General features: G+C 61.0%; 21 protein-coding genes. 13 read left to right on the top strand and 8 right to left on the bottom strand.

Translation table 11 applies throughout. The annotated features are described in order from the left end of the window. Nucleotides 1–3: 3 nt before the first annotated feature. Nucleotides 4–783: a C1 family peptidase gene (locus tag VFO25_08330; GenBank protein HET9342905.1), complete on the bottom strand. Its 780-nt coding sequence runs from the start codon at nucleotides 781–783 to the stop codon at nucleotides 4–6. A 384-nt stretch (nucleotides 784–1,167) separates the two neighbouring features. Here VFO25_08330 and VFO25_08325 point away from each other — a divergent pair, with 384 nt between their 5' ends. From VFO25_08325 to VFO25_08295, 7 genes are all read left to right on the top strand, one after another. Next, nucleotides 1,168–2,571, top strand: coding sequence for a tyrosinase family protein (locus VFO25_08325; protein HET9342904.1), 1,404 nt, complete (start codon nucleotides 1,168–1,170; stop codon nucleotides 2,569–2,571). Between the two features lie 68 nt (nucleotides 2,572–2,639). After that, a complete protein-coding gene (locus VFO25_08320; protein ID HET9342903.1) occupies nucleotides 2,640–3,332 on the top strand; it encodes a hypothetical protein in 693 nt (230 codons plus the stop codon). Nucleotides 3,333–3,856: 524 nt separating this feature from the next. Continuing rightward, a complete protein-coding gene (locus VFO25_08315) occupies nucleotides 3,857–4,369 on the top strand; it encodes a hypothetical protein (protein ID HET9342902.1) in 513 nt (170 codons plus the stop codon). Nucleotides 4,370–4,386: 17 nt separating this feature from the next. Next, complete coding sequence (locus VFO25_08310) at nucleotides 4,387–4,770, top strand: hypothetical protein (protein ID HET9342901.1); 384 nt, start codon at nucleotides 4,387–4,389, stop codon at nucleotides 4,768–4,770. Continuing rightward, nucleotides 4,767–5,972, top strand: coding sequence for a hypothetical protein (locus VFO25_08305; protein HET9342900.1), 1,206 nt, complete (start codon nucleotides 4,767–4,769; stop codon nucleotides 5,970–5,972). The genes VFO25_08310 and VFO25_08305 overlap by 4 nt, the downstream gene beginning before the upstream one ends. 10 nt (nucleotides 5,973–5,982) lie before the next feature. Further along, nucleotides 5,983–6,489, top strand: a complete 507-nt coding sequence (locus VFO25_08300; protein ID HET9342899.1) for a hypothetical protein — start codon at nucleotides 5,983–5,985, stop codon at nucleotides 6,487–6,489. Nucleotides 6,490–6,525: 36 nt separating this feature from the next. Next, the gene (locus VFO25_08295; GenBank protein ID HET9342898.1) at nucleotides 6,526–7,005 is read left to right on the top strand and encodes a hypothetical protein; all 480 of its coding nucleotides are present in this window, start codon (nucleotides 6,526–6,528) and stop codon (nucleotides 7,003–7,005) included. 576 nt (nucleotides 7,006–7,581) lie between these two features. Here VFO25_08295 and VFO25_08290 read toward each other — a convergent pair. The 3 genes from VFO25_08290 to VFO25_08280 form a co-directional block, all read right to left on the bottom strand. Then, entirely contained in the window at nucleotides 7,582–8,061 is a 480-nt protein-coding gene (locus VFO25_08290; protein HET9342897.1) for a hypothetical protein, read from the bottom strand. A 35-nt stretch (nucleotides 8,062–8,096) separates the two neighbouring features. Beyond that, nucleotides 8,097–10,727: a hypothetical protein gene (locus tag VFO25_08285; GenBank protein ID HET9342896.1), complete on the bottom strand. Its 2,631-nt coding sequence runs from the start codon at nucleotides 10,725–10,727 to the stop codon at nucleotides 8,097–8,099. 552 nt (nucleotides 10,728–11,279) lie between these two features. Continuing rightward, a complete protein-coding gene (locus VFO25_08280) occupies nucleotides 11,280–11,516 on the bottom strand; it encodes a hypothetical protein (GenBank protein HET9342895.1) in 237 nt (78 codons plus the stop codon). Between the two features lie 357 nt (nucleotides 11,517–11,873). On the opposite strand from VFO25_08280, the gene VFO25_08275 reads away from it, so the two are divergent. Next, on the top strand, nucleotides 11,874–13,115 hold the full coding sequence (locus VFO25_08275; protein HET9342894.1) for a hypothetical protein: 1,242 nt from the start codon (nucleotides 11,874–11,876) through the stop codon (nucleotides 13,113–13,115). Here VFO25_08275 and VFO25_08270 read toward each other — a convergent pair whose 3' ends face one another. After that, the gene (locus VFO25_08270; GenBank protein ID HET9342893.1) at nucleotides 13,116–15,026 is read right to left on the bottom strand and encodes a hypothetical protein; all 1,911 of its coding nucleotides are present in this window, start codon (nucleotides 15,024–15,026) and stop codon (nucleotides 13,116–13,118) included. A 230-nt stretch (nucleotides 15,027–15,256) separates the two neighbouring features. After that, complete coding sequence (locus VFO25_08265) at nucleotides 15,257–16,231, bottom strand: hypothetical protein (GenBank protein ID HET9342892.1); 975 nt, start codon at nucleotides 16,229–16,231, stop codon at nucleotides 15,257–15,259. A 793-nt stretch (nucleotides 16,232–17,024) separates the two neighbouring features. Here VFO25_08265 and VFO25_08260 point away from each other — a divergent pair. From VFO25_08260 to VFO25_08240, 5 genes are all read left to right on the top strand, one after another. Continuing rightward, nucleotides 17,025–17,384, top strand: coding sequence for a hypothetical protein (locus tag VFO25_08260; protein ID HET9342891.1), 360 nt, complete (start codon nucleotides 17,025–17,027; stop codon nucleotides 17,382–17,384). A gap of 119 nt (nucleotides 17,385–17,503) precedes the next feature. Next, on the top strand, nucleotides 17,504–17,746 hold the full coding sequence (locus tag VFO25_08255) for a hypothetical protein (protein ID HET9342890.1): 243 nt from the start codon (nucleotides 17,504–17,506) through the stop codon (nucleotides 17,744–17,746). Nucleotides 17,747–18,217: 471 nt separating this feature from the next. Further along, nucleotides 18,218–18,583, top strand: a complete 366-nt coding sequence (locus VFO25_08250) for a hypothetical protein (GenBank protein HET9342889.1) — start codon at nucleotides 18,218–18,220, stop codon at nucleotides 18,581–18,583. Nucleotides 18,584–18,767: 184 nt separating this feature from the next. Next, on the top strand, nucleotides 18,768–18,923 hold the full coding sequence (locus tag VFO25_08245; protein ID HET9342888.1) for a hypothetical protein: 156 nt from the start codon (nucleotides 18,768–18,770) through the stop codon (nucleotides 18,921–18,923). Nucleotides 18,924–19,510: 587 nt separating this feature from the next. Beyond that, nucleotides 19,511–19,849, top strand: coding sequence for a hypothetical protein (locus VFO25_08240; GenBank protein HET9342887.1), 339 nt, complete (start codon nucleotides 19,511–19,513; stop codon nucleotides 19,847–19,849). Nucleotides 19,850–21,644: 1,795 nt separating this feature from the next. On the opposite strand, the gene VFO25_08235 is transcribed toward VFO25_08240, so the two are convergent. Further along, entirely contained in the window at nucleotides 21,645–22,301 is a 657-nt protein-coding gene (locus tag VFO25_08235; protein ID HET9342886.1) for a hypothetical protein, read from the bottom strand. A 791-nt stretch (nucleotides 22,302–23,092) separates the two neighbouring features. After that, nucleotides 23,093–24,895, bottom strand: coding sequence for a recombinase family protein (locus VFO25_08230; protein HET9342885.1), 1,803 nt, complete (start codon nucleotides 24,893–24,895; stop codon nucleotides 23,093–23,095). Between the last annotated feature and the right edge of the window lie 1,382 nt (nucleotides 24,896–26,277).

The following is a 26,277-nucleotide window of genomic DNA, read 5'->3' as shown; positions in this document are numbered from 1 at the left end:
GTCTTACTCGGAAGTCAGGCGGATGGTCCAAAAATCGGTTGCAAGGTTCGGATCGGTGATGTAGGCGTAAGGCATGGTGAAGTAACCGGCCTGTCCCCAGCCGGCGCCCCACGAGTTGCGAACACGCACACGCTGCGAGGCCTCGTCATACCCGACCGCGAGAACCGCATGCCCGCCGATGACGTGCTCGTCGGGCCCCGGCAGGTCCAGGACCCCGTTTGCCGCGACCGCCGCGCTTTCGAACGCGTCGTAGACCGTAAACCCGAAGACGAAGGGGAACCCTTCCGCGAGGCAGGTCTTCATCTGCGTGAGGTCTTGGTCGATGCTGTAGTAGTTCGTCGCGGTGAACTTGAGCGCAGCGGCGTAGCACGGCGGCGTTGGCGTAACCGCGAACTCCGATACGTTGTACGGCCAAAGCACCTCGTCGCATGCGCCCTGCGAGCTGACGGACTTTATGCCGTCGCGAATCTGCGCGCCGTTGTCGCTGGGGACGGTTCCTTCGATGGCTCGCTCGTTATAGTAGATAAAAAGGCGAGAGGGGACGAACGGCGATATCTTCTGATCGAACTCGAGCGCCGCCCCGATCGCGTTCGCCGTGCAGCTTCCGAGTTGGCCCTGATCGTATACCGGAGGGCATTTCGCCGTCAAGTCGACCGACGCGGGCAGCGGCGCCGCTTTCATCAGCGTCGCGTACGGAACGTCGCGCTTGTCGGGAAGGTCCGGTATCCAGCCGTACCTCGATATCTTGTGAAGAGTCGGTTGCGTACCTCGAACAGTCGGCATGAACGGACGACCCCTTGATCTTGGCGCTTCGGCCGCGCCAAAGCCGCGTCGGCTTCTCGAGTGCCGGCGTCGAGACACAGAACGTAGCATATCGATCCGCGCCCGAACACGGGGGAATCCCTAAGTTTTAGCGCTTGGACTCGGTCCCCGCGACCAGCCGCCGAACGTGCGTCCGGGCGGCGCTCGCGGAGAACCAAGCCGCAAAGGCTGGCCGACGTCACTTTTGATTCGAAGGGCTTTAGGACTGGGGACTTCCCCAGTTGCAAGTTCAAGACGGAATCTTATACTTGCGATGAACGGTAGCCGACGCGGAAGCTCGGCTTGTCAAGGCGCGATCGGCCCTTGCCGTTCGAGCCGTCGGCGCCGCCGTCAATGGGGGCCAAAATGCGGCCGCACATCTCTCGCGCCAATTTCGTGGGAATGACCGGCGCGGCGACGCTCACTGTGCTCGTGCAGCCCGGGCACGGCCTGAGAGCCCTCGGCGCAACCGTATACGTCCGTCGCGACGTCGGCGGGATGTCGGCCGCCGACCCGGCGATCCTCGCGTATCGAACGGCGGTCAGGCAGATGCGAGCGCTGCCGCCGTCGGACCCGAGGAGCTGGACTTATCAAGCGGCCATCCACGGCACGTTCGCGACGCCGGCGAGGCCTTCGTGGAACACCTGCGAGCACGGCACGTACTTCTTCTGGTCGTGGCATCGAATGTATCTCTACTGGTTCGAGCGGATTTGCCGCTCGATGTGCGGCGACGACTGCTGGGCGCTGCCGTACTGGAACTGGTCGTCGCCTGCGCAACGGCAGTTGCCGGCGACGTTCCGCGAAACGTCGAGCGAACTCTACACGCCCAATCGGGACCCGGCGATGAACAGCGGCGCCGGCTCGCTACCCGCGACCGACGTCGACTATAGCGGAGCATTCGCGTTCGGCGATTTTACCACGGCCGATTCGGTCATACAGGGAACGCCGCACGGCGACGTGCACGTCGACGTCGGGGGTTGGATGGGGTCCGTGCCGACGGCCGCGCAAGATCCGATCTTCTACCTGCATCACTGCAACATCGATCGGCTTTGGAACCTATGGCTCGCCCAGGGCGGGGGAAGGTCCGACCCGACGTCGGACGCGGCCTGGCGCTCGAAGACATTTACCTTCTTCAACGAGAGCGGGGACCCGGTGACGATGACCGGGTGCGACGTCCTTCGCGCCGCCTTTCAGCTCGGCTACCTATATGAAGGGGAGCCGGCGCAAGTCAACCAGTACTGTCCCCCGACCTTCCATTTGCCGCCGACCTACTATCTCACGGAGACGCTCGTCCATTTGCCGATCCCGCCGGTGACGCTCGGGTCGAAGCCGTCGTCCTTCGCCGTGAATTTGCGCGACCTGCGCGCTAGATTGGCGCCCGCGCTCGCGTCGCCGCATGAGACGCTCTTGCTCCAGCTCGGCGACGTCGAGGCGTCGTCGCAGCCCGGCGCCGTCTGGGACGTCTACTTCGGCTTGTCCAAAGGCGCCCAACCGGATCCGAAGAGCCCGTTCTTCGTCGGCACCCTCTCGCTCTTCGGCACCGGGATACGCAGCGACAGGGCCCACAAGTTCATGCCGGCCAGCTTTACGTTCGCAATCGGCAAGGCGCTCAAGGCGTCGTTCGCGGCGCGCGAGACGCAGGCGAGCGTCACGTTCGTTCCGCACGGGATTCTCATAGACGGCAGGCCGTCACGGCCGACGGTGAGGTCGACGGTCAGGATCGGCGAAGCGAGCATCGCCGTCCAGACGGGGCGTCGTCGCACGGGCTAACCTGACTCGTGCGCGAGCGCGGAAATCGCTCGATCAAGAATTCGTAACCGGACTTCGGGAGGCCGCGCATGTCCGAGGTCGACAATCACGCAGCCGACGGCGTCGGCACGCCTGGCGTCACCGCCGATGATCTGCTCGCGGGAATCGGCGTCCTCGATCGACTGTCGCGAGGCGACTACCACGCCTCTCTGGGAGCGATCTATGGCGCTCCGGAGCCAGAAGCGGTGTCCAAGCTCGGCAGGCTCATAGGCGTCACCCTCAAGGAACCGTTCGCGACGCCGAACCCGAGGGCGACACCCTCGGAGTTTACCGGCTCGCTTCGCGATTGGGAGCTAAACGTCGATGCCCTGCGTTCGGAAGATACGGTGGAAACGTGGCAACATCGCACGTTGACGAGAATCAGCTCCGAACTGGGCTACGCCGACGTCGTCGCCCTGGCGGTCGACGCGCAAAACGAGCGCGGATTCTTTAATCTGTTCGCGATTTCGCTTCGAAAGTACATCTGCGACGATCCCGAAATCCGCGATCGCGTTAAGAATGATTTGGATGCCGCGAGAGCTGCGGGCGTGCAAGCCGCCGCCGTGACTCCCGAGGCCATAGTCGCCTCGGGGGGCGCTGGACTCGCGACGTACCTCGTCATGCACATCCCCCTGTTGGGCTTCGTCGGCGTACCGGTTATCGTCGGAATCATATTGCTTCTCTACAGAGCCGGCATTGACGCGTTCTGCCAAACCTCTGCGTGGTGGCCTGCGAAGGAGTGACCGCCGCGTTCGCCACGCGGCGAGCCCGACGATAAGTGGAGTCGGAGATCCGCCCCCAAGTGATTACCGAGAGTGTGGCGGGCAGTCAGTCGGCGCCTTCGCGGTGACGGCGGTCGCCGACGGGCAATGCGACATCACGATCTCGGATTAAATGGGCAACTCAATTTCTGTGTCGGTATCGGTCGCCAACTAGCGCGGCGATTTGTCGCCCCGCGCGACACGGAACAGCGCGATGTCGCCGAAGGGGGCGGCGCGTCGCTGGTCTGAAGGTCGATGGGCTGGCCTCGCCGACGCAGACGGCATAGCCGAGGCCGACTCCACCTTAGCCGTTTGGTGCGATCGCATGACGCTCGATCTGGCTGGAGAACGGGTGTTCTTCTCGCCGCTTACTGCTGGGGATTTCCCCAGTTACGCCGCTGACCGAGCATGCTATGCTTCTAGTGGAGAACCCGCTCAACCCCGAGGTCCGACAAGCCGCCTCCGGACGGTTGCGATTTCACGACGGGTCCCGGAGGTGCCATCCGGTGCCGGATTGGTTGCTCGGCCTCCTTCGCGCTATCCTCAAGGCGATCGCCAATTTTCTCGTTCGTTGCGTGCCGACGTTCGATCCGTCCGCGTGGAATGACGGTGACGGCATTCAATTCAACAACAACTGTTACAACTATGCGTGCAACATCCGGACGAACACGTTCGCTCAACCAGGGCGCGCGTCGGGGCACATGTACACGTCGCTCGACTGTGCAAGCGTCGGCTCTGGCGCGCAATCAGACGGGCTGGAGCCGGTCAACTGCGACGAGGGTTGCGGGTGCGGCAAGTGTTGTCACGAGGTCGCCTTGGTAATGGATCCGGGGTTCGACTTTCATTGGTATCGCAAGGACCGGGATGGAACTTGGTCGCACAAGCCCGGTGGAACACAGGCCAGCAACGTCGATAACAGCGGCCATGTCATCACAGACCCACGCACCGCCGACCGGGGGATGTACACGGTTTTTTGCGGTTGCTATTGCGTTTGCGACGGGGCGGTTTCGATTGAATAGCAAGGTTTTGGGCTGTCGTGGATGAGCGAAAGGCGGCGACCGTCACCCTCCTCGTCTTCTCCGGAAGGCCCGATCCGCAATGGCAGCTCGGCGCTGAAGAAGCGGAGCGCGTGCGCCGCTCGCTGCAAGCCGCGTTCAAGAGCCCTGCGCGCAAACCGCCGCTGATTGGCCTCGGTTATCGTGGGATTCGCATAGAGTTTTTCGGGGGGCATAGCGGCGGACCGGCTATCTTCGTCGTCGCCAACGGGGTCGTGACTGAATCGCCGGGCACGAAGGAGCGCTACTTCGAAGACGTGGGCGGCGTCGAGCGAGCGATGCTGGGCGAGGCTTTCAGGCGAGACCACGGACCATTGCTCGAACGTCTTGGCATCGGAAGCGACTCCGGCGGGCGTTCGCGATGATCCAACTGCTGGGCATCAAATTCAACCATGATCCGTCATCCGCAGCCCACGACGCCCTGAACATCCGTCGAAACGGCGCCGACTGGGTGAACGTGCCGGAATGGCAACGCGGTGTGAGCATCAACCCGGAAGACTCCCCGGCGGCATACGCAATCGGCGCGATCGGCGGAAATCAAATCACGATTCAAGCGGCCTTCTCGTGCACGGATCCGGGCGTGCGGAGCGCCGAGATTCGGGCACGTGACAATACGATCTACGGCGTCGGACCGGGCGGGTGCTTGGGCTGGGTTTACTCCATCCTCACCGCAATCTTTCAAGCTATTTTCGGCAATCCGCTGGGTAATGTTGCGGCGCTCAACGTCGATTTCGTCAACGGCGCGAGCGGCTACGTCACGTTCCAATTGGCCGACGTGACGCTTTCGACCAAGCGCGTCGGAACGCACATGACGGAATGGCGCTGGGAGTTTAGGATTGGAAACGGTCCTTGGACCGCGTTTGACGTCAGCAGGCACCGGATCTATGTCTTGCTCGACGTGCCCACCGTGCCGTGGCAGCAAGCACCTTATGACGTCGGCAACTCGCACCTGCCCTGGTGCGACGTCTTGGATTACGCATGCTCGTGGGCGGCGGGCTCCGGCTCGACCGACGAGGCGGCGGCCGCAGTCACGCGAAGCGTTTTCAATCTCGGGCCGTCCGTGGTGACCTATGACTGCCCCGGCGGTGGCGCCTCTCACTACAGTGCCGGGAACTTTAGTTGTTCCGCGTTCCTCGAACGTCTCAAAGGCGGCGTCGGGCTTGGGATTTACGTCAATTGCAGCGATTGCGCGACGTTCGTGTCGAGCTTTGCGAACATACTCGGCTGCGATCTATGGCAATCGCGGATGGGCAACTACTTTGACTTGAACGCAATCCTTGCGATCGGGTCGAGCGTTTGGCAAACGGCGTGCAATTGGGGAAGCTTCTCGTATCACGAGGTGGCGTGGACGGGCGCCTGTGACGTCAACGACGACGTGTACGACGGGTGCCTGGAAGTCGACGGCGACAATGATCCGACCGCGCCGCCGCATACGCCGCTATTGCCGACGAAGCTGCGATTTGGGAATCCTGGTGACTTGCAGTATCGCGACCGGCTCGCCGCTCCTTCAGGGAGAGCCAACTGCAACCCGTTGGTAGCGACGCGCGTTCGACGTCAAGTCGTCTAAAAGGATCGATGTGGACGAAAGATTTCTCAAGCACTTGGCGGACCGATTCGGTTACGAGACGTGGCGGGTGCTTGCAGGGGACGATGTTGTAAGCGTCATCAGCGGTGCGGCGCTCGGTGAGGGCGACATACGGGGGTGGACAGTGGCGCGCCAGACGAGAGACGCGGTCGACTCCCAGCCTCGTCTGCGGCTTATATTGCGGCGCACGGGTTCCTCCGCCAATCAGCTGATCTCAATCACCATCGTCGAGTGCCCCTCGGTTCCGGCGGCGCGCGCTTACCTGCTGCGATGGCTTGGCGACTTCCAGTCTCCGCTAGTCGTCAGGCTGCCGAAAACCGACTCCGGGGAGGTCGCGTTTGGCATGGGTGAGACGATGGTGCTCTTCAGCCGTGCGAACCTGATAGTCCACGTCGCAAACGCAGGGAGAGAGATCATTCCCGTGCTCGAAATCGCACGGGCGGTTGATAACCGGCTAATTCTTGCGGCCGGCCGGCAGAACCAGAGCGGGCAGCCCTAAAGCAGCCGCATCGTGAGATGCTAGAAATGTGATGCCATGCCTGATCAGATTACGGACGGTGACCTGAACGTCGACAACATAACGAATCATGCGGTTGGCACTTACCAGAGCAGGAACGGATCGGTCATTGTAAGTCACAAGATCGACGACCACAGCAACGTAGTCATCATCGCCGCCAAGGACGTGCAGATAGGAGAGAAGATCGACCAGCATTCGCAGGCGGACATCAGAGCCGGCGGAAGCGTGTCAATAGGCCAGAAAATTGATCAGCATTCGGTAGCGCTAATCGCCGCAGACAGTGGCAACGTTTGGATCGGCCAGAAGATCGATCAGCATAGCTGGGCGCGCATTAGGGTGCCGAACGGTGCACTGATGCTTGGCCAAGGCCTCGATCAGCACTCGCACCTTCACTATCAAGCGAGAACGAGTTCGATTCCAAGCACCGACGGGGGATCGTCAGTGGACGGCGACATGAACGCTACATGGGATCCGAGTGAGTCCGGCCCCAATTCGTAGGCTCGCATGGATGCGGCGCGACTCCGGCCGCTTCTTTGACCGCGGGCGCCGGACCGTGGCGTTTTGAATCGACTTGACGCTGCCACGAAGTCGCCGACGATCTGATTTCGTGGACAGGCTCGATAAGGCGTCGCACCGGGCATCGCCCGTTAGCTATGGGCGGTGCTCCTCAACGCTTTGACGAGTCCGCGAAATCGTGCGCAGGATAGGCGACAGAGAAGGCGCGATCGGGATTTGCATGTCCCCGGTGGCGGCGGCGCAGATGGGGCTCGACATAGACGAGCGAAAGATCAAGATTGTGCCTCGCGGTGTAGGGCGCTGGGCCGACTGCGGTGTCATCAGATCGGGCCAAGCATCCCGGATGGGAGAACCGCCGATGCCACGCATCGGTTCGGCGAGCGGGAGGCCGATTCGACAAAGGGCTGGGTCCCCAGAAACCGCTCGCGATAGAGGACGAACGGCGCCAAAAACGCGCCGTATCTGCCGTATATAAGGAAGGGCGACGAACGATACGCGAGCGGCGGGCGCCCGGATCGAGCCTCGTGGCGTCGACGATGACGAGCGGGCTCGTGAAGCTCAGTCGCGGCTCGGGACGCAGCCTTGCAACGGAAGCTCCGCATATCCGTTCAGACGATAGATGCTTGCGCCGTCCGCCGTCTCGACGTCCGACCAATCGAATTTGCAGTCGGCGTCGTCTTCCATGTCGTCGAGGTCGATGATCTCCGCGACGATTTCTTCGCGATTGACGAGCGCAGGATCGGCGAGCACCGCCTGAATGATTCCGCTGCGGACCTCGATGACAATCTTGGCTTTCCTGCCGCCCTCGCTGGCCGCTGTCGTCTCGCTTGTTTTTCTCATGGAACGAATATACCTTATCAAGCCGGCGTAAACAAATCCACGGCGGCATCGTCCCTGGAGACACCCTGGGGGCATCCGTCCCCGGGCGTCTTCGCCCTCTCCGGAACGGTGGCGCTCACCGGCCCGTACGGCACGACCCACCTTGACGGCACGTCGAATCCGGATGGCGGCTTCGACTGAGGAGGCCAACGGCGCCATTGACGCTCCGCCTCGGGGCTGGCTTGCTTAGCTAGCTAGTATCCCTTGGTCGTTTCGAAGGCTGCCGTTCCCACGCGAAGTACTACGAACTCCCTCGCACGATGATCCAACGGTTGCGTCACCATGACTGGCGTCGATCCGAAATTCGAGCTCGGCGACGAAGAATTGATGTAGCCGAAAGCAAGCGTTGCCTTTTGGAAGATCCCTTCGATTGCGAATTGGGCGGTCAGGGCCTCTCCTAGCGTGTTTGGGTTTACGCCGATCCTGCCGCTGTCATTCGACGCCGCCAGCATCAATTTGCAGTTGCAACGGCCGACCTTGCCCTCGAGGAAAGCGTTATACACCCGCTCGTCCGACGTCAAAGGACTGCCCTGCGACGTTTGTGGCGGCTGATACCGGGCGCCCAGCTGCAACCAATCCTTCCAACCGCCCAGCACGGTGCCCGTGATTAAGTTGGCGGAGTGCCCGCGCGTGCAGATTATATCTGCGACAGTCTTTGGATCGATTAGGCAAACGGGCGAGAGATGATCGATGTCGTAACCGACGGTCGCCGTCGCCTGAAGTGCGAAGTATTTCGGGGTCGTCGCGCTGACCGCGATTATGTGATCTTCAAGATCGTCGGTCGAAGACGGGCCCGCGGTCGTGTTCGGAGCCGGCGTCGGCTCGATGTGCGAACGAATCCCAGGGTATGTGTCGGGCGTCGGCAGGTTCGCGATCTGTTGCAGAGCGATGAAGGGCGCCGAAATCCGCGCATCCGCTTGTTCGAAACTGAGCTTGAACGTCCAACGCTTCACGGTCGGCTTCCACTGCAGGCCGTACACGACGTCGGTCGACTGGGCGAGGTCGAGCAAGCGGTTGCGCAACCAATACGACTCGACGTTTACGCTCGGGGTCAGCCCCCACAACGCCGTTCCCGCCAGGTTTGCGTCCACGCTCGGACCGCTCGCCCCGACGAATGGCAGCGGGTCGGTTTCCGCTTGGCGATAGGCGATGCCGCCGAACTTGTATCCAGGGGCGATCGCCATCGTGTAGCCATGCCAATTTCCAAATTCATCCTCCCCGCTGTCCGAGATGGTCTTCGCGAATTGCACGCCGGCGAAGCCGTCCACGGCGGTGTCCGTCGCGTCGTATGCCGCGCGCACGATCGACGACACGTCCGACGATTCGAACTTGGCCGGGTCGTCGTCGTCGTTTGCGCCCGTCGGATGATCCGAAGACAAAGAGAGGGCGTCCGTAGATATGTGCGGCAACGCGCTCGTCGGCGGATGGTTGTCGCCGACGGCGAGCGCGCGTATCTCCGAGCTCGGGGTCTTCGTGGTGAACATAGCTGCGTCGTCGTCCAAGGTATTGCGCGCATGCATCTGCGCGAGACTGAGCGACGTGTCGTTGTTGGCGTAGGAGAAGACCGACGCGACGCCCAGGTCGCCGATATCGCCGAACGTTATCGGTTGCGCATCTTCGCCGAAGCGATTGTTGCCGCTGAGAAGGCTGACGACGTCGCTCGAGTTTTTCAGGCCGAAGAGAGTCCCATACAGGACCTGGAACGGCTGGCAGGAGGCGCAGACGAGCGCCTTTGCTGTCTGCGAAGGTACGCCGACCTTTCCGGCGAGTTTGACGATTTTTTGCTGCACGGTTCCGAGGTTGGACGCGAAATCTTGGGCGAGCGTCGCGCCGACGAGCGTTTGTTGCGTCGCCGGGAAGTTGGTGTCGAATGAGAGCGCGGGCCACGGCGTCGTCGTCGGCAACGGCGTTGCGCTGGGATTGCCCTGCGAACCTGTCTGTCGCTGTCCGGTCTTGTCGATTGCGCCGTAGCGATGGGAGTCCGAAGGTCCGAGTCCGTTGAGGGGCTGCAACTCGGTGTCGAACGCGGGCACCGTCGTGAATGCGACGTCCAAGGCGCCGGCGGGGTCGCTCTCGGACGGAGCGTTATTTCCGAACCGGAGGAGGCGATACCGTACCTCAAATGACCTCGAAGCGTTGAGTCGCAGCGCGCTCCATCCGCCCGTCGACTTGAATGCGCTCCAGTTGATCGTGAGAATTCCGGCCCAAACTTGCGTCAGATCGGGCGCCATGGAGTAGTCGTTGCTCGTGAGGGTTTTCGGACCCCCGTCACCGGCACTGCTTCGTCCGAAAACGTGCTCGTCCGGGTTGATGGTCAGGGAAAGCACCGCTGGACCGCCGGCCGCCGGCGATATGTCGATGACGATCCGATCTTCGTCCTGATTTTGCGGCACGTTGTCGAACAGCGTGGAGACGGCGAACCCGCCGACGCGATTCGCCCCCGCAGGCACTACGCTGACGTCGCGTCGCGCGACCGAAAATATGACCGCGAGTCCGTCCGTCGTGGGTTTGACCCCGACGTAATCGCAACCCGATGGTTGAGGCGGACGGGGAGCGAGCCAATAGGCTTTCGTGTCGCTGTCGAAGGGCGCATTCGCGGTGATAAGGTTCTTGTCGGACAAATCGGGCTTTAGGTTGGAGAAGAAGCAACCGTTTCGGGGCGATGACGCGCTGGGGGCGGCGTTTGCGGATGTTGCGTAAATCGCGCGGCCGAAGCCTTCGATCAGCGTGACCCGAATCGGGGTCGATTCTGCCGTCGCCATTGCTTCGACGGGGGCGTGTGAGAGGGCGAACGCGATGACCGTGGCGACCATCATTGCCGACATTGTGCGGCTCCATCCTCGGCGTGGCGGGGCGACCCTGGGCGACGAAACTCAAACTGATGCCGTTCATAGCGAACGGAGCGGTCCGGTTCGTCGTCCCTCCAGGCCACGCGGTTTGGCGCGCCGTTCGTGACACGGCAACGCGCTTACGCTGGCTGCGCCCATGCCAGCTCATTGTAGCGAACCGCGCCTTCTTTGAGACTGGTGGTGTCACCAGTCTTATCGCCGAAGGGTGCCGCTCGCGAGGTTCGCAGACGAGGCCGATGACCGATACGTTCGTGCAGACCTTACGAGTTCGTCCGCCCATACGTCGCAAGCCAGTCGACTGGGCGTGTCCTTGCCGAGGAGCAAAATCGCGATCGGTTTCGTACGGGTCACCTGATTGGTCGCGACATAGTGCGTTGGGGATGATTCGCAAGGGACGTCGGCGATCCCGATGGCGACCCATGCGGCACCTTCTTCGAACAATCTCCGCATGGCCGCGGCTCCAACGTCCGAAGTCCATGCGTCGTGCGATGACGGCTGCCACGCGTCCGGCTCCCGCGGCGCGCCGCCCTAGGGACAGAGTGAAGGTACGCGTTCGCGATTGAGCCAGTAGCCGCCGACCAAACCGGGTTGGAACGTCACCGCTCCCGATCGCTCGAACGTGACGCGATACGTACGGGCGCCCGACACGCTGAATATCGTCGACAGCGCATCCTTGGCTCCCGACAAGTCGATCAGCCTCCGCGACGGGAACGCGGTCGGGAGAGCAGCCGCGGAATGGACGATGTCGGGCGGGAACGTCTGCAAGAGCGGGCTCGAGGTTGACGAACTGAATAGACGTCGATGAGGCCCGCCTCGTGGCCAAGCCCGGAAATTTCCGAGCGAGAACCCGAGGCGGACCTAATCCACCAGCTAAGATCACCCCCTTAGCGTTACGGCGCCGCGCCGCATATTCGATGCGGTCTCAGGAGAGCGACGGCCGATCCCGATTCGTCGTTACAGCCCTTGAAGGCGGGAAACACTGGTGCACGACGCACCCTTGCCGGCTGCGAACGTGATTCTTGCGATGGGTCCCGTTCGGAACCCGGAGGTGCGCGCCAACGACGGTGCCGAACCTAGCAACCTTCGCATCTTGGCGATCGCGTACCCATTGAGGGCATAACCATGAGCGGCCGAACGATGCTGTTATTGGCTATCTTGCTGGGCGGATGCACATCCGAACAAGCACAGCAACAGCTTGGAGCCGCGAACCCTGTGCAGCCTTGGGTGTTGCAAAACGGACAACAACCGACGCAGTGGGTTGTTTTCCCGACGATTTTTCAGCCTGCCGGCATCGCGGTCGGCCCCGACAAGCAGATTTGGGTCACTGCGCAAGACACCGAAGCGGTCTACCGCGTAACGGTCAAGACCGGTCGCATTTCGGCGCCCGCAGCCGTCGGGTTCCAACCTGGTCCGATCGTGGCCGGATCAGACGGGAATATGTGGACGTGTGGCAGCGCCGGCCAAACGGGAGGGTTGGCCCGCATTACACCGACCCTTCAGGCAACCACCTATGCTGCCCCGGGCCTGTGCGGGGGCATTACCGTGGGCCCCGACGGCGCGATTTGGTTCACGTCGATTGCCGATTGCGCGCTCGAACGAGCGACGACAGATGGCGTGATCACGGAGACCGTCAGCCCGTTTTGTCCTTCCAACCCACACGAGATCATTACCGGGTCTGACGGAAACCTGTGGTTCACCGAACGCGGAGCCGGCGGCGTGCCGGTTGGCGTGGTTCGGTACGATCTCGGTTCGGGATTTACCGAGTTTCAAACGAGCAAAGAGGTGGTCGGCCTGGCACTGGGTTACGACGGCAATCTCTATGGTTGCTGGAATCCCGAGAAAAATGCTGGCGGTCAACTCGCGCAGATCTCGATCGCCGGCAGCGTCGCGACATTTAGCCTAGAAACGAAATGTAGGGGCTCGACCCAGCCGACCAGCGGTCTCCGCGATATTTATTACACCACTACAAGCGGAAACGGCGCGCGCTGGAACGTCCACGGGCACGGAGACTTCGCTTACGGCCAATCCCCGAGCAAGAACGTTTCGATAGCAATGGCCGTCGGCGAGGACGATAACGTTTGGAATGCCGATGTTTTCAAAAGCGTCGAGGTTTTCGTCAATCGCATCCTGACGGTCGAGCCGTCCGCCGCGACGATACAGGTCGGAGGCTCGCAGAATTTCTCGGTCAGCGAGACAGGCTGCAAGTGCAATTGGACCGCCAGGTCCTCCGATCCGGCCGTGGCTTCCGCTTCCGCCGTGTCGGGCGGCGTATTCACGGTGACGGCGCTGGCGCAGGGCTCGGCCATCATCACCGTAGCGGATTCGAAAATGAATACCTTCCGGGTCTCAATTACGGTTCAGTGATTAAGGAAACGCGATTACGCCTTCCGCTTCGCAGACGGTCATGTTCGTTCCGCTGACGGACTCGGTGCACGTCGTCGCCTGCGTTCCCGCGCCGGATCGTACGATGGTCACCGACGACTGGTTGACGAAGAGTTGTCCGCCCTCCAGCACGTCGCCCAGCGTGGTGTCGGTGGAAATGGTGCCACCGTCGCCGATAGTGAGCAAATGAGTATATCCGCCGGCGACAAGTGGTCCTCCGTCGCGTGAAAAGATGTTCGCTTGGGTGTCCGTGTAGTCAGAGGTTATGCCGCCGCCGTTTCGGGTGTTAAGAACGACCGCGCAAGGCCCCTCGTACGCGGAGGCCATGTAGCATGCCCGGTACTGCACTTCGAGCACCGGACCGTTCTGAAAGTAGTGGGTAGCGCCGACGCCGGTACCGCCGCACGACGAGGCCGGTATCGTCCCCGAGAAACCGACTGCGACGTCGAGCAAACCTCCGGATTCCATGGATCCGTAGTTTCCAGCGGTGGACGCCGGACCGTTGCCGGTACACCCGTCGCCGCTCGGGTTGGGCCCGGGCACGTACGAGGTCATCGGATGTATGGGATTCAAAAAGTAAATTTGCGTAGTCGGGTCGACATCCAGACCGTAAGGAACCGGCGCGTTCAGTTCGTACCAAGCTCCGCGCCCGATCGTGTACTGGGGCTGAAACGTTATACCAAGGACCGCTTCGTGGAAGAGCCGTAGGCTGATATCGAACCATCCCCAACCAGGGATCGTCTGGGGTCCGCCCGCCGGAGATTGAAAGGTGACGTTGCCCGCGTTCGTCTCGTCGCACAGCTGCTGCCAAGCAAACATCTTTTTTGCCGCGTAGAACTTGGTGGCGGAGTTCAAACCCTCCAAAACGGTATCGGTCGTTCTAGCCGGCTCGGCGCCCGTCAAACCGGCGGTCCACTGGTTGCACGTTCCGGCCTCTTGATTCTCGAAGTTCATCCCGATGACGTTTCCGACATCCGCCAACCAAAGCGCATGGTCGGTGCCATTCCCCGTGTCATTGCCCCGGTCGTAGTCGTACACGGGGAGTTTGGTGGATTGACAGTCGGCGCCGTTCGCGAGAACGAGCCACGGCGTACCGTCGCGGTGGCGCAGCTGGCCCAGGATGCGCCTTCGGCCGGCCTCGAGACCTGGCTGATAGTAATACGCCGTGCCCGCGGCGTTCTGAGTCGGGTCCAGTTCGATCGAGCCGCCCTGCGTGCTGGTCGGACAAAGCAGGTTGTTCGATTCCGTGTCGGCCTGCATCATTCCGTATCCGTTGAAATTGTCGGAGGGCTCGGTGCAAGAGTTCCCACAGCCCATCGCCGCCCACGTGAGCGTAACGCTGGACAGAGCGGGCGCGCTCAGACTAGTTTGACCTTGAGCGTATTCGTCGACGTCGATGGCGTAGAGTATGGAAGCCGGATTCGCCACATATTTCGCCTTCTTCGGCATAATGGAGTCGCAAGTATCTCCGACTTTGAACGCTCGGGACGTGTCGACGTTCCCGCCGATTACGGCGCTGTGCAAGACGACCGAGTAAACTTCTGGCCCGGTCCCGGGTTGCATGTTCGACAGCACGCCTCCAGCGTTGTTCAGGAAATCCCACTCGAGGTCGTACGGCTGCGAATTGTGCGTCTCGGTGCAGTTGCTGAGATCAGTATTGACGTAGGATTGCGAAACATTCCCGACGGGAATGTACTGCCCGCCGATGCAATCCGTGCCCCCGAATATGGACGGCCAAAGACTTGGTCCAGAGCCGGAAAGGGCCGATTCACCTTGGCAGCGGGTCAAGCTCCAGTCTACGGCGAGCGCGCGACTGTCCTTCGTCATCGATACATTCGACGCGAAGTCGGTCGACGTCAGACTGATTCCGACGCCTTGGCCCACATCGCTCATAGCGAGGATATGCTTCGGCACTTGCACGAGCGGCGGCGATCCCGTCCGGCATAGTCCGGGGCATGAGGGCGTGGCCGTAGCCTGAGCCGTCAGAGCTACGGAGCAAACTGCTAATACGGCGAGAAGCCCCGCCGATCGGCCAATCGCCGAACACCGCTCCAGCGCAGAGCGGCCAAGACTCCTCATACCACCGCTGACTCGACGGCACAAGCGGCCCAGATTGATCGGTCTCAACGCGGATTGCCGACGCATACCACGTCCACGACATCTGTTGCGCCGGACGTGGTTACGATGATCGATGAAGCCGACTTAGTGCTAATGCGCGCGCCGCCGGCGGTCGTTTCGTCGGAAACGACGCACGTCGGCGTCACGTTGTACGCGGGCGAAAACGTAAAGGTCAGCGTGCTTCCCGCCGCCGTTCCTGTGCAGCCGGGCCCCGCCATCGACGACGTACTGCATGTCGTGTTGTTTCCGAGAGAACCGGTTGCGGACTGCAGGATGCGACCGCCGGTAGCATTCCCGTTATTCAGCTGAAGATCGCCGTTCAGAACGAGATTTCCGTTCGCCATCGCCCGGAGAGAAACGGTGCCCGATCCGCCAATTTGAACCGCCGCATTTTGGCCGCTCAGGCTCGTCGCCTTCAAGAGGATAGCCGGCGCAGTCGAGCCGGCTGCGTCCAGCTCGGTCGTTCCCGTCGTGGACGAGGATATCGTCGTTGTTCCGGTCGCGTTCGAAAACGTCAGGGGCGTCGTTCCGGAAACGGTCAAATTGCCGTTCTTGTCGAGCAGAAGTTTGGTGCTCGTGCCGACGTCGAATTCCGCGAGCGACGTCGAACCGCCGTTCGTCGAGTTCACGACGAAATCGCGTTCGGGCGACGTTCCTTGGCTCTGAAAGCTAAACCCGATGGACGCGGCCCCGGAGGACTGCGAGGTAAGGACCGGCGCCGTGGTGTTCGTGAAGGAGATGGCTGCGCTGCTCGAGAGGACGATCCCGTTGTTGAGGTCGATGATCGGGGCGGCGTCGGTGTTGCCGGTGGCGAAAACGAGGTTGCCCGAAGCGCCCAGTCCGACCGAAACGACGCCGGCAAAATTCCCCGTGCCCTGATTTGCATCGGTGGTGGCAAGCGCGACCATCCTTGGTTGCTGGTCGTCCACGCGATAAATGTAGACGTTCCGCGGCAGCAACCTGGCGAGCGTCGGAGACATCGATGCGAATTCGACGAGGTGACCGTCGATTACCAGTCGCTCACCAACGGTGCGCGGATCGGCTGAAATGGGTTGCGGCAGATCCGCCTGACTTGGCGTCGTTAAGGAGAGCATTACGGCGCAAATGAAAACGACGACGCGCATGTTCCGCCTCCTGGAGCAAATTCTCGTCGGAGAACCAGGCATGGGCGCAGCCGTCCGTTCTCCATTAAATAGGCTTCAGTCTACGATCGCAACTTGGCGTTTTCCGGACAAGCGTTGTTCCGAGCGCGCGAAAACCAGTCGTCGTGATGGTCGGGAGACAACGGTCTTCCTAAACGGCGCAAGAAATACGAAACGCCCGACGTTGCCGTGACTGTCGTGGCTCCGATTCTACAATTGTGCGTGTCGTCTGTCAATGACGGTTGGCCGCGCCCAAAGCGAAGGAGTCGTTTTGGCAGTAGGATCGCGCCTGTCTTAGACCGGAGCGACCGACGTCTCGCCGCGAAAAATCTTCGTTCAAAATCGACATCCAGCCGCAGTAGCTTCCTTTGGAAACCCGCGGCACCAAAGCACCGACTCGCGCTTGGCGACAATACGACCGAGGACTGATCCACGGCTCGCATGACGACGCCAAGATTGACACCCGAGGACTGCAGGTGTAGAATCGAACCCTCGGTAGCGAGGCGGAAAACTTTCCGTCCAGTTCGTTATGCGCACTCCGACGGAGCGTTACCTCGCAACGCTTAAACGACGGAAATCAGAAATAATCGACCTAATCACGTGTCATTCCCTGTCCGTAAGGAGAATCGGCGTGTATCAATCGAGGCTTGTTCTGCTAGCCGCAGGCGTCGTTCTCGCGATCTCGATGGCGTCCGTAGCCGGAGCCGCTAGCAGCAATGTCGTCATCGTCGATCCAGGCGTGAATGCAACGCCAGCTGATGTAGATTCGCAACATAACCTGCAGACGAAGACGTGCGATCCCACGACGGGGACGCACTGCGCGGCGATCGACAGCAACGGCAGCCAGCAGGTGAAGATATGCGACACCACTACGAGCGGACAATGCGCGACAGTGACTTCGAACCACGACATCGACGTGAAAGTCGACGACAACGGATCGCTCATCCAGCTTCAAGACGGGTCGGGGACGCGAGCAATCACGCGGCGATAAATGGGGACGGAGCGCTCGCCGTCGACGATACCGAAGGCACCCTCACGCCCGCGCCCGGGACCAACCCGCTCAACACCGCCGGATCCTGCCAGGATGTCGTGTCGGGAAGCGGAGTGCTCTTGACCATATACTACATCGATCCCAATAACCAGCCGTCGGGTTCGACGCTGGAGCTGTACGACGGAACGACCGGGATGAGCGTTTGCAGCAGCTCGAGGATTCTGTACAGCAGCGGCCAGATCGGCGCGGGCTTCGTCTACCACGATGCGCCGATAAAGTTCACGCAAGGTTTGGAGTATAAGCTCGTATCTGGCACGGCGCCGACAAGTCCAGACGGCTTCCGATTCAGGGTACTTCCTTAGGAGTCAAGCGGTCTTCGGTCAACCGCCGGCGACGAACGCGCGTGCCTCTGCGTGCACTTGCCTCCGGCCTAGGCGCTCCCTCGCGCAATACGCCGAGCGGCGCGCGACCGCCCCGTCCCGAGTTAAGACCTTGCAACCACGCGGCGACGACCGGCGACTCATCGCGCGACCCGCAAAAGCCTCACGACGCTAAACGCCAGACGGAGGCTCGCCTCGATGTCGCCGTACGATTCCTGCCGTCGATCCATGCCTGGACCCTCGCTGCGCCGCGCCGGCGACGCGCGTCCGTCGCTGCGACCGCGACGGACTCACCGTGGCCATGGGCGTCGTCACGGAGAGAAAACAGAACTCGGCGTGGAGCGCGCGCGTCCAGTGAATGCGCGACATCCTGCGATCCGCCAACTGACGCGGCTTCTGCGGCGAATCGACGATGACACGCCCGTAAAGCGCTTGAAATCGCGACGAGCGCCTATGTCCGGAACGCCGATTCGCGGCGTCGGCGCCCCCGACGTCGGTCTGACGCTGGGTCCGCGATCGCGGACGAAGACGCTCGTCCTGTCGTTGCTGGTCGGGCGTCTTGCGCCGGCGCTGCTTTCTCGCCAACTCGGCTGCGCCGAGAACGTCGCGTCGCTTCTCTTGCGATCGCTCGTGTCGGCCAAGTTGATGATGATGACCGTGAAAGGGACGACGCCGGTCTATCGGCTCGATCCGGCGTTCTTCGCGGCCGGCGAGCTGCGATCGCTCCTGCGGCGCATCGCGAAGCTCCGCCCGCACCTCGAGCGTCGGGCGCAGGCGATGTCAGCGGAAATCGAGCGAAGCTATCCTCAATTGCGATAGGCGAGATTGCTACATCGCTTAGCGAAGGCGTGACGATTACGATCGTCACACGCAACAGCACGGACATCGACGTGCGTATGCGAATTGGGCGCTCGGACTTCTCGTCTTCGAAACCGCTACTGCAAGCCTGGTGACCCTTTTCGAAGGATTCAAGTGGCCCTGGACCTTTCAGCTCGATGACGACGTGTACAAGACGTTCATGCTCTATGTGTTTGCCCAACTTGTCGCCTTTGCGCTCGTCGTAGCCAGGAGCTTGTTTGCGACGCCAAGCCCCGATGTTGAAAAAATGATTCCGATGCTGCTCAAGCCCGATGATTCCGAAGATGCCGACAAGACGTAAGGCTGAGTCGCGTCGCCGCAACGCGTGATGCCGGATTGGCGTCAATGATGGTGGTCGTCGCTAAGGCGCCGGCTCATGCATCAAGTCTGAAAGTCAACTCGATCGCGAGCGAGAGATAACGACGAAAAGGAAAGTTTGTTTGTTTTTCTTGCGCGTGAGTGATACCAAAGCGAGGCGACGACCCGTTACCTGTCCGAGCGCCTAAAAAACCAACCGCGTCTCACATCGTGCGGCTGTTGAACCGCAGTATATGCGCATCCACTCGCTTCGTTCCGTGAAATGTGGTGAGTGACGACCTAGTTGTGGTGAGTGGCGCGAATTGTGGTGAATGAGACCAATCGTGGTGACGCGGCCCCTACAGGCATCGCCTCGCGTTCCTGGCCGGAATCGGAATTCGCGCCGTGACGGAAATAAACGGCCAGACAGAGAACCAACATCGATGTGGATGGTCACGGCGATGTTTCGGATATCGCTGTGGCGACTTGAATCTGCGCTGAGTGCTCGTCACACGTTGCCCTTCTCTTGGGGAACGGCGCTTCCAATCGAGGTGTCCGCCCCGACACGAGGGTAGGACGGAGACTACGACCATGCAAGGATCGCCACCGCCAATTCCGTCGGTTACGACGGCACCGACGATTATGACGTCCGATCAGATCGTGACGCTTTCTCTTTTGGCGACGGTCGGCATCGTAGTGATGTGGCTGGCCTTCTGGACAATCGTCTGGGTCCAGAAGAAGGAAACGGTGGCGGAGATACTAGGAAAGGCGGCGTTCTTCAGGGCGCTTGCCGTGATCGGCGTCGTTGCGGCGGTGACCGTGCTCAGTCTAGCGGGGCGGATGGAAAGCAACATAGCTGGCGCGATTCTAAGCGGCACCGTCGGATTCGTGCTAGGGCACTTGTCTTCTCGAGAGTCTGGCGCCGCATAGTTCCGCGTCGTCGGGCTATCGCACATCGTTGCCAACGTCGGCCGGCATCGCCGCGGGCTTGAGCCCTGCCACGTCCCGTCAAGTTTGTGAGCGGCGAAGCGCGTATTATTCCGGCCAGATGTCCTGATTTGGGCCTATTCCTACGCTGCCCACCGGGTGTCAACCCGTCAAGTGCCGAAATCCAAAGCATGCGCCCGATATTGCGGTACCCAGTCATGCTCCTAGCTCTGTTTATCCTGAACGGTTGTCACTCGACGCCGGTGACGACGACTCAACCCGCCCCGAAAGCTACGATCTCAGCCGCTATGCGCAATCGGGCACTCTACTCACCCTATCCAGCTGAACACGGCACTAAGCTGAAGCGAGTGCCGGGCACAAAGAACCTGTACTACACGACCCGCGGTGAGATTATCGCGGCTCCTCCTCCGCACTGAAGGTTCAAACCCCCTTTCAACTCAATTGCCTCATAGTCGTCGATCTGACCTCGCACCGTTGACGGCTAAAAAGGGGGCGGAAGTTGTCTATTCAAACCCGCGGCCTTTTCGCATTGGCGTTCCTTGTTGCCGCAACAATTGCCACGAGTTGCCAACAGGTATCGTCCGTATCAACCGTAGGAAAGAATTCGAGCGGTCACCCGTCCCCGAACCTTCAGGTCGGAGAGCACGGCACTTGGCTTAGGCGCGTACCCGGGACTCGCAATGAATTTTATACCGTAAGAGGCGAGATCATTACAGCCCCGATAGAATGGACAGACGCGTATGCTCCGTTAACACGGCCCACCGCGGGGCCATTCAGCAAGCCCTCGCCCACGCCCACACCGAACCCCTGGTACTGCAGCCTCGATGGCAACCAGATGACGTCCGCAACACCGATTCCCTGCACGAATACTGGCGCGTTCCGCCGCGTCTTCTCCCCGCCATCGTTTGCTGAAATGCAAGTCAACATTGTGCTACCTCCTGGGCCGTTGCCGTCGATGCTCCCCCGCGATACTGGCTACCTCTATGGGGCCGGCTGGGCGCAGGTTGCAAATTCTCTCTGGGCTCTCCCAATCGACGCCGGGTTCCAGTACAGCAACACGTATAACGACTATACCACGTACATGTCAGGGCCGAAGGGTATCCTGACAGGCTGCACTTATGCGGCGGGCCAAACGGTTACCCTCGACGTGAGGACGGTCCCTTTACAGACTTTTAGCTACGTACAAATCTTTGTGAACGGAACGAAGGCCTTTTCATGCGGCAGTCCAGACCCTTCGATGGCGGTCAACTACGGCAGTAACGGCCTTGGCTGGGCTGGCAATTGCTGCGTATGGAAGAAGATGGTGAGCATTGCCCAGGAAAACTCATGCACCCAGTGGGGCTGCAATAATTTCGCCAGCGGAGAAACGTTTGGCCCGTTTACGTGGGGACCGTGCGTGACTGGCTGCTATGACAATGGCGGCGGTAGCGGTCAAGTTGAATTGGGTCAATATACGGGCACACCATACTTTAGTTGGTTCCCGTGGACTGCCGGCGGTTATCAAAGCTGGCCGAACGACTCAAGCTCACCGAATCCTAGGGTGATTGTTCAGTTTGTCTCGCCGAACGTCGAGACTGACACAATAAACTTGCACCCATAGGGACAATTGTTCGTATCATCCTCAGTAGGGAAGCGGTCCCGGTTCTTCCGGTGACCGCTTCTGGTTTTTAAGCTGCCTCGGCTATCGCCGCTGCGGGCATCGCGGTATCGCCGCCGACGGCGTAAAATTCCGGTGCCGCTTTCGAGCAATGGAACGCCACGAAGTCCGAGGCACTATTTAAGGAGCTGGCCCTAGATCCACCGCGACGCCGACGGGTACCCAACCCGTGTTGTACGTGAAGACGACAGAAGCGGTCCCAGCACAGCCGGGGTACGTCTCTTCGACGATCGCGTCGTTATTGCGGTCGGCGTAGAAGAAATGCATTTGAGAGCGGTCGAACGCGAAGAAATTCGGCGAGTTCTGCAGCGGAATCGTGTTGCACGGTGAACCGCCGCTCGGTGGATAGACCTGGAGCGAGGAATTGTTTTCGATCACGATGTTCTCGTTCTTGTCGAACTTCACACCGCCCGGAAAGATGCCAGCCCCCGAAATGACTGAGGTACCACTGCCCTTCGCACCCGGAAATTCATCGCAACCGCCCGTGCCGCCGTTTATCCAGCAGACGATAAGAAGGTGATGCTCGTCTACGGCGACCGATGAAACCTGGTGGAAGTTCGGGTCGCTTATTATCCGTTTGAGAACGCCGCTTTGAAAAACAGCAACGCTGCCGTTGCCGCTGTTCAAGTTCTGCGAACTTGCAACGTATACGGTACCATCACCCGCGATTGCGACGTCGATCGGGCGCTCCCCAGGATCCGATAACGTCTTGAGTATCGTCGATGAACCTTTCGGGAAGACTTCGATGTCCGCGGAATCCCGCCCGGTTATATACACGTTACCAAGGCTGTCAACACCGATGTTTCCTGAAACGTCTGGGGAAACTAGCATGCCCGCAATCGTGTGCCTCTTCAGCGGAAACCAGTCGCACGTGCTTATGCCGTCCGCACACGTGTAGACGAGTGTGCTTGAAACGCTGGGATGCGTTGAGAATCGATTCATATGCGACTCGAGCACAGCTTGCGTCGAGCCAGAGCCGGTGCATCCCGCCAATAGTGCGATTCCTGAGATCAAAGCGCCGATGACCACCTGGAACCTAGCTCGCATGGCTCTGCCCCACTTTCCCCGACACGTTTTGTAGGCACGCCGGTTTGGCTGCGCCCGCTGATCTCATCGCATGCTAGTGTACCACAAGCAGCACAAGCACCAAAGAGTTTCGTGATACGGACTTTCGACCCAACCCTTTTCTTAGTGCTATTCGGGCCGAGGGCACTATTCGCTTCACCGCCGAACAGCTCGACCTCGATATCATGCCTGGCTATAACGAAGACTACCCTATCGGTTCAATTGTACGTGTCGCGAACGCGCAGGCGTTAAGCGATTTCATGGCGACGTGGCACTATCATCATCCGCTTACTCAGGAGCAATTGGCGTATGCGGATCAGCTGGCACGAGTAGTGGACGTCGGTTTTTACCACAGAGGGGACGCGCTGTATTGGCTAAGCGACGTTCCCGGCGTCTGGCATGAGGTTTGTCTACGCCCCGGTGCCTCACGTGCCGACGAACGAAACGAATAGGACATCTCGGTTCGCTTATGTAGTATCCCTGCTTGAAAGCGAGCGACGACATCAGAGATTGACCTGCGACGGCACGGATCGCAAATCATCCACGCGCGCCGCGCATTCATCAGCGACGCGGAATTCGGAGAATGCCGCTCCGGCCGCGACAATCCGGACACGATCGACGCGGGTAGTTCCGCTCGGAGAGTACGTTGCGCGATCGACGAGTAGTCGAAGCGCCTCGGCTCGCTCCGGGACATTGATTGCGTCCCACCGCTCGGCCAACCACCGCACCGTCGACCTGGCACGTTCGAAGTTTGGCCGCGCGCTCGCCGTCCTCAGTTGCCGGTCGATCTCGTTCAACCTTGTCTGGGCCAGCGCGACGTCGCGTCGAAACAGGAATATTTCTTTCTGGTACTCATCATCCGTCAAGGTGCCGACAACAAGCTGTCGAGTTAGCGCATGACGAACGTGTTCCGAATCTTTGATGGCGCGAGTATGCGTTCGCCGCTCAGTTTCGAGCGCGTCGACGTCGATTGAAGATGCGCGTTCCAGTGCGAACGCCTCGGCAATCGCATCGTCGGACAAAGATACCGTGTCGGCCAGCCTCTCGATGAGGAGTTTGCTGATGATGTCGACGCGGACGCGCTGCCTGTTCGCGCACGACGACGGCCCCGCGCTCTTGCTTCTCGTCGCGTTCGGACACGTCGCATAGACGTATTTCTTGCGCGGCGACTTCCTCGGCTTGCCATTGCCGCAGATCATCGAAGATAGACAATAGACTGGCGTCATGATCGCTCCGCACGCGGGGCATGCGAGCATTCCGGTCAGTTCGCACGAGGCCCCGTTCTTGGCGCGCGGAAGGTGCCGTGTCTGTTTGTGATAGCGCCTTTCCCAAATCTTCCAAAAGGTCTCCGCGCTGACGAAGGGCTCGGGAATCGCCTCCGGTGCCTCGTCGAGTTGCTGCTCCTTCAGCGGGCGCCTCCTGATAATGCGTCCATCGCTGAGGTCGCGGAAGGAACGGTTCGTCGCCAGGATGCCGCAATAAGCGGGGTTCTGACCGATCCGATAGAGATCGTTCCAGTGCCACGGTCGTCCGTTCGGTCGACGATGACCCTGCTCGTTGATGGCCTCGGCGAGGGCTTCCCACGACAATGGCGACGATTCGAGGAGCTGCCATACGAGGCGGATGATTGGCGCCCTCGACGGGTCTTGGCATAACACATCCGGTCGGCAGCTGCAGGCGCGCTGGCTGAAGGACTGCAGGCCGAAAACTCCCTGCCTTGAGATTGCCGCCGGTCCGGGGCAATCGGGCAGGTGAGTTCGATATCCGTCCGGCGCGAGGCCGCCTTGCCACAGTCTGCGCTCCCGGCGCGAGCGCCTCGCCTCCTTCACCTTGTTCGAAGTTATCCGAAGTTGCTCTTGGGCGATGGCGGACTTGATGTGGAGGACGAGCGCGTTCTTCGGATCCGTAAGATCCTCGTCGTCGCCGATCGAGAGCATCCGAATGTTGAGGCGCTGAAAGGCCTCGATGACGGCGACGTACTCGAGCAGGCTCCTGCTCCAGCGGTCGGTCCAATCGATGACGACCGCATCGGGCCTTTTCGACTGCGGAACTTGTTGAAGGTCTCTGATGAGCCTCGAATAGGCCTGCCTGCCGGTTAGGGTGATCGACGTGCCGACGAGTCGGACGGCGCCTTTGCCCGATTCTGCGGACCGAATCTCGTCCACGATCTTCACGTTGTGCGACCCGGCCCACGCACGGACCGATCGCTGTTGATTGGGCAGAGACTCGCCTTTTCGTTCCTGCTGACGCGTCGAAACGCGATAGAGCGCCACGGCGTCGCGAACCTGAGAGAGGTTGGGGATCATAGGTGCCGCCCGGTCTTAACATTCATCGCTGCGCCGAATACCTTGAGGCGTCTTCTTGGTAAAGACCGTCAGATGGTTTCGGAGTAAAGCTATGCTCCGGGACGAAGCGTTACGCGATCGCCTTGTCCGCGTGCGATAGCGATGGTATTTCGCGCTCGTGAGGAAACCGCGGGGATTCGCCAAGCCCGATGGTGCCAGGAGAATTAGCGATGCGCGCATCGTCGCCAGCCTCCTTGCGCTTCGCTCGCGCATCGAGCGGCGTCTTCGGACAAGCGCGACCTGACGGGACTGGTCGGCGCGTTCAACGCCGGCTTCGTGTTCACGAAATTGCGATTCTGCAACGCGTGCAAAACTCTTTGCATTACTTCTACAGGCAACCCGGTCGCGGTTGCGCTAAAGGCCCGGCTGTGGCGAAGCCTATCGGGAACGTCCTCGCCGACGCGCGGAGGAGAAAGGGCCTGACCCTTCAGGCGCTATCGCGGGTCGCGAAGGTCGATCCGTCTCTCATCTCGCGTTTGGAGCGAGGCAGGACGTCGGACATTCGAATCTCGGTTGCCGCCCGGCTCTGCGCCGCCCTCGGTCTGCGGCTCGACGATTTGGTCGGCGGCCGTCGTAGGGCCGAGTTGCCCGACCGCGGACCGACATATGCCGACCTCGACAAGATCAGGAAAGCCTTGTCGCACGCTGCTGCTTTGCTTGCCGAAATCGCCGGACGAAAATGAGCCGCACACCGAGGAAGCCGCTTGGCGCCGCTTTGCGGGAAGCGCGACTCGCGCTCAGCCTTACGCAGACGGAGCTTGCGGCGCGCGCTGGGCTTGCGCCCAATCACGTTGCGCGACTCGAGAACGGCGAGAAGGCGAGCCCGCGCTTCACGACTGTGGCGCGCCTCGCCGCGGTGCTCGGCCTCTCTTTGGATGAGCTCGCGGCCGGATCGAGCCGGTCTGCAGGCGGCCTGACGGCCGAAGGCGGTGGCGACGCTCGCACCGCCGGCTTGGCTTCGACGCTTAGGCGAGTGCAGCGGGCCATAGCGACGTCAGCTCGCGAGCTCGAGGTCGCCCTGGACGGGTTCGAGGGTTCATCGTCTCGTCCGCGGGCGGCACGCAGCGCTCGTCGACGGCGCGGCAAGCCGTAGTCCGCTACACGCCTGTGGTGCCCGATTCCGCATCCTGTTGCAGTAGCATCGTGGCATGAACGCCGAGGCTCTCGCGCGCCAAAGTCCGAGATCGGCTCCGGACCGGCGGGATCGCGCGAAACTCACCACATTATACACATAACAAAAATGGGCCGAAAGTACACTGGGATTTACCCTAGTCGTTGGAGGAAACGGTCGGCCGCGCGATACTCTGCGAATACCGTCTTCGCCCAAGCGTTCTCGCCCTTGC

The organism is Candidatus Eremiobacteraceae bacterium (assembly GCA_035710745.1).
Classification (GTDB): Bacteria; Vulcanimicrobiota; Vulcanimicrobiia; order Eremiobacterales; family Eremiobacteraceae; genus JANWLL01.
The sequence above is the reverse complement of the archived record's forward strand: the minus strand, read 5'-3'. Positions and strand labels throughout refer to the sequence as shown.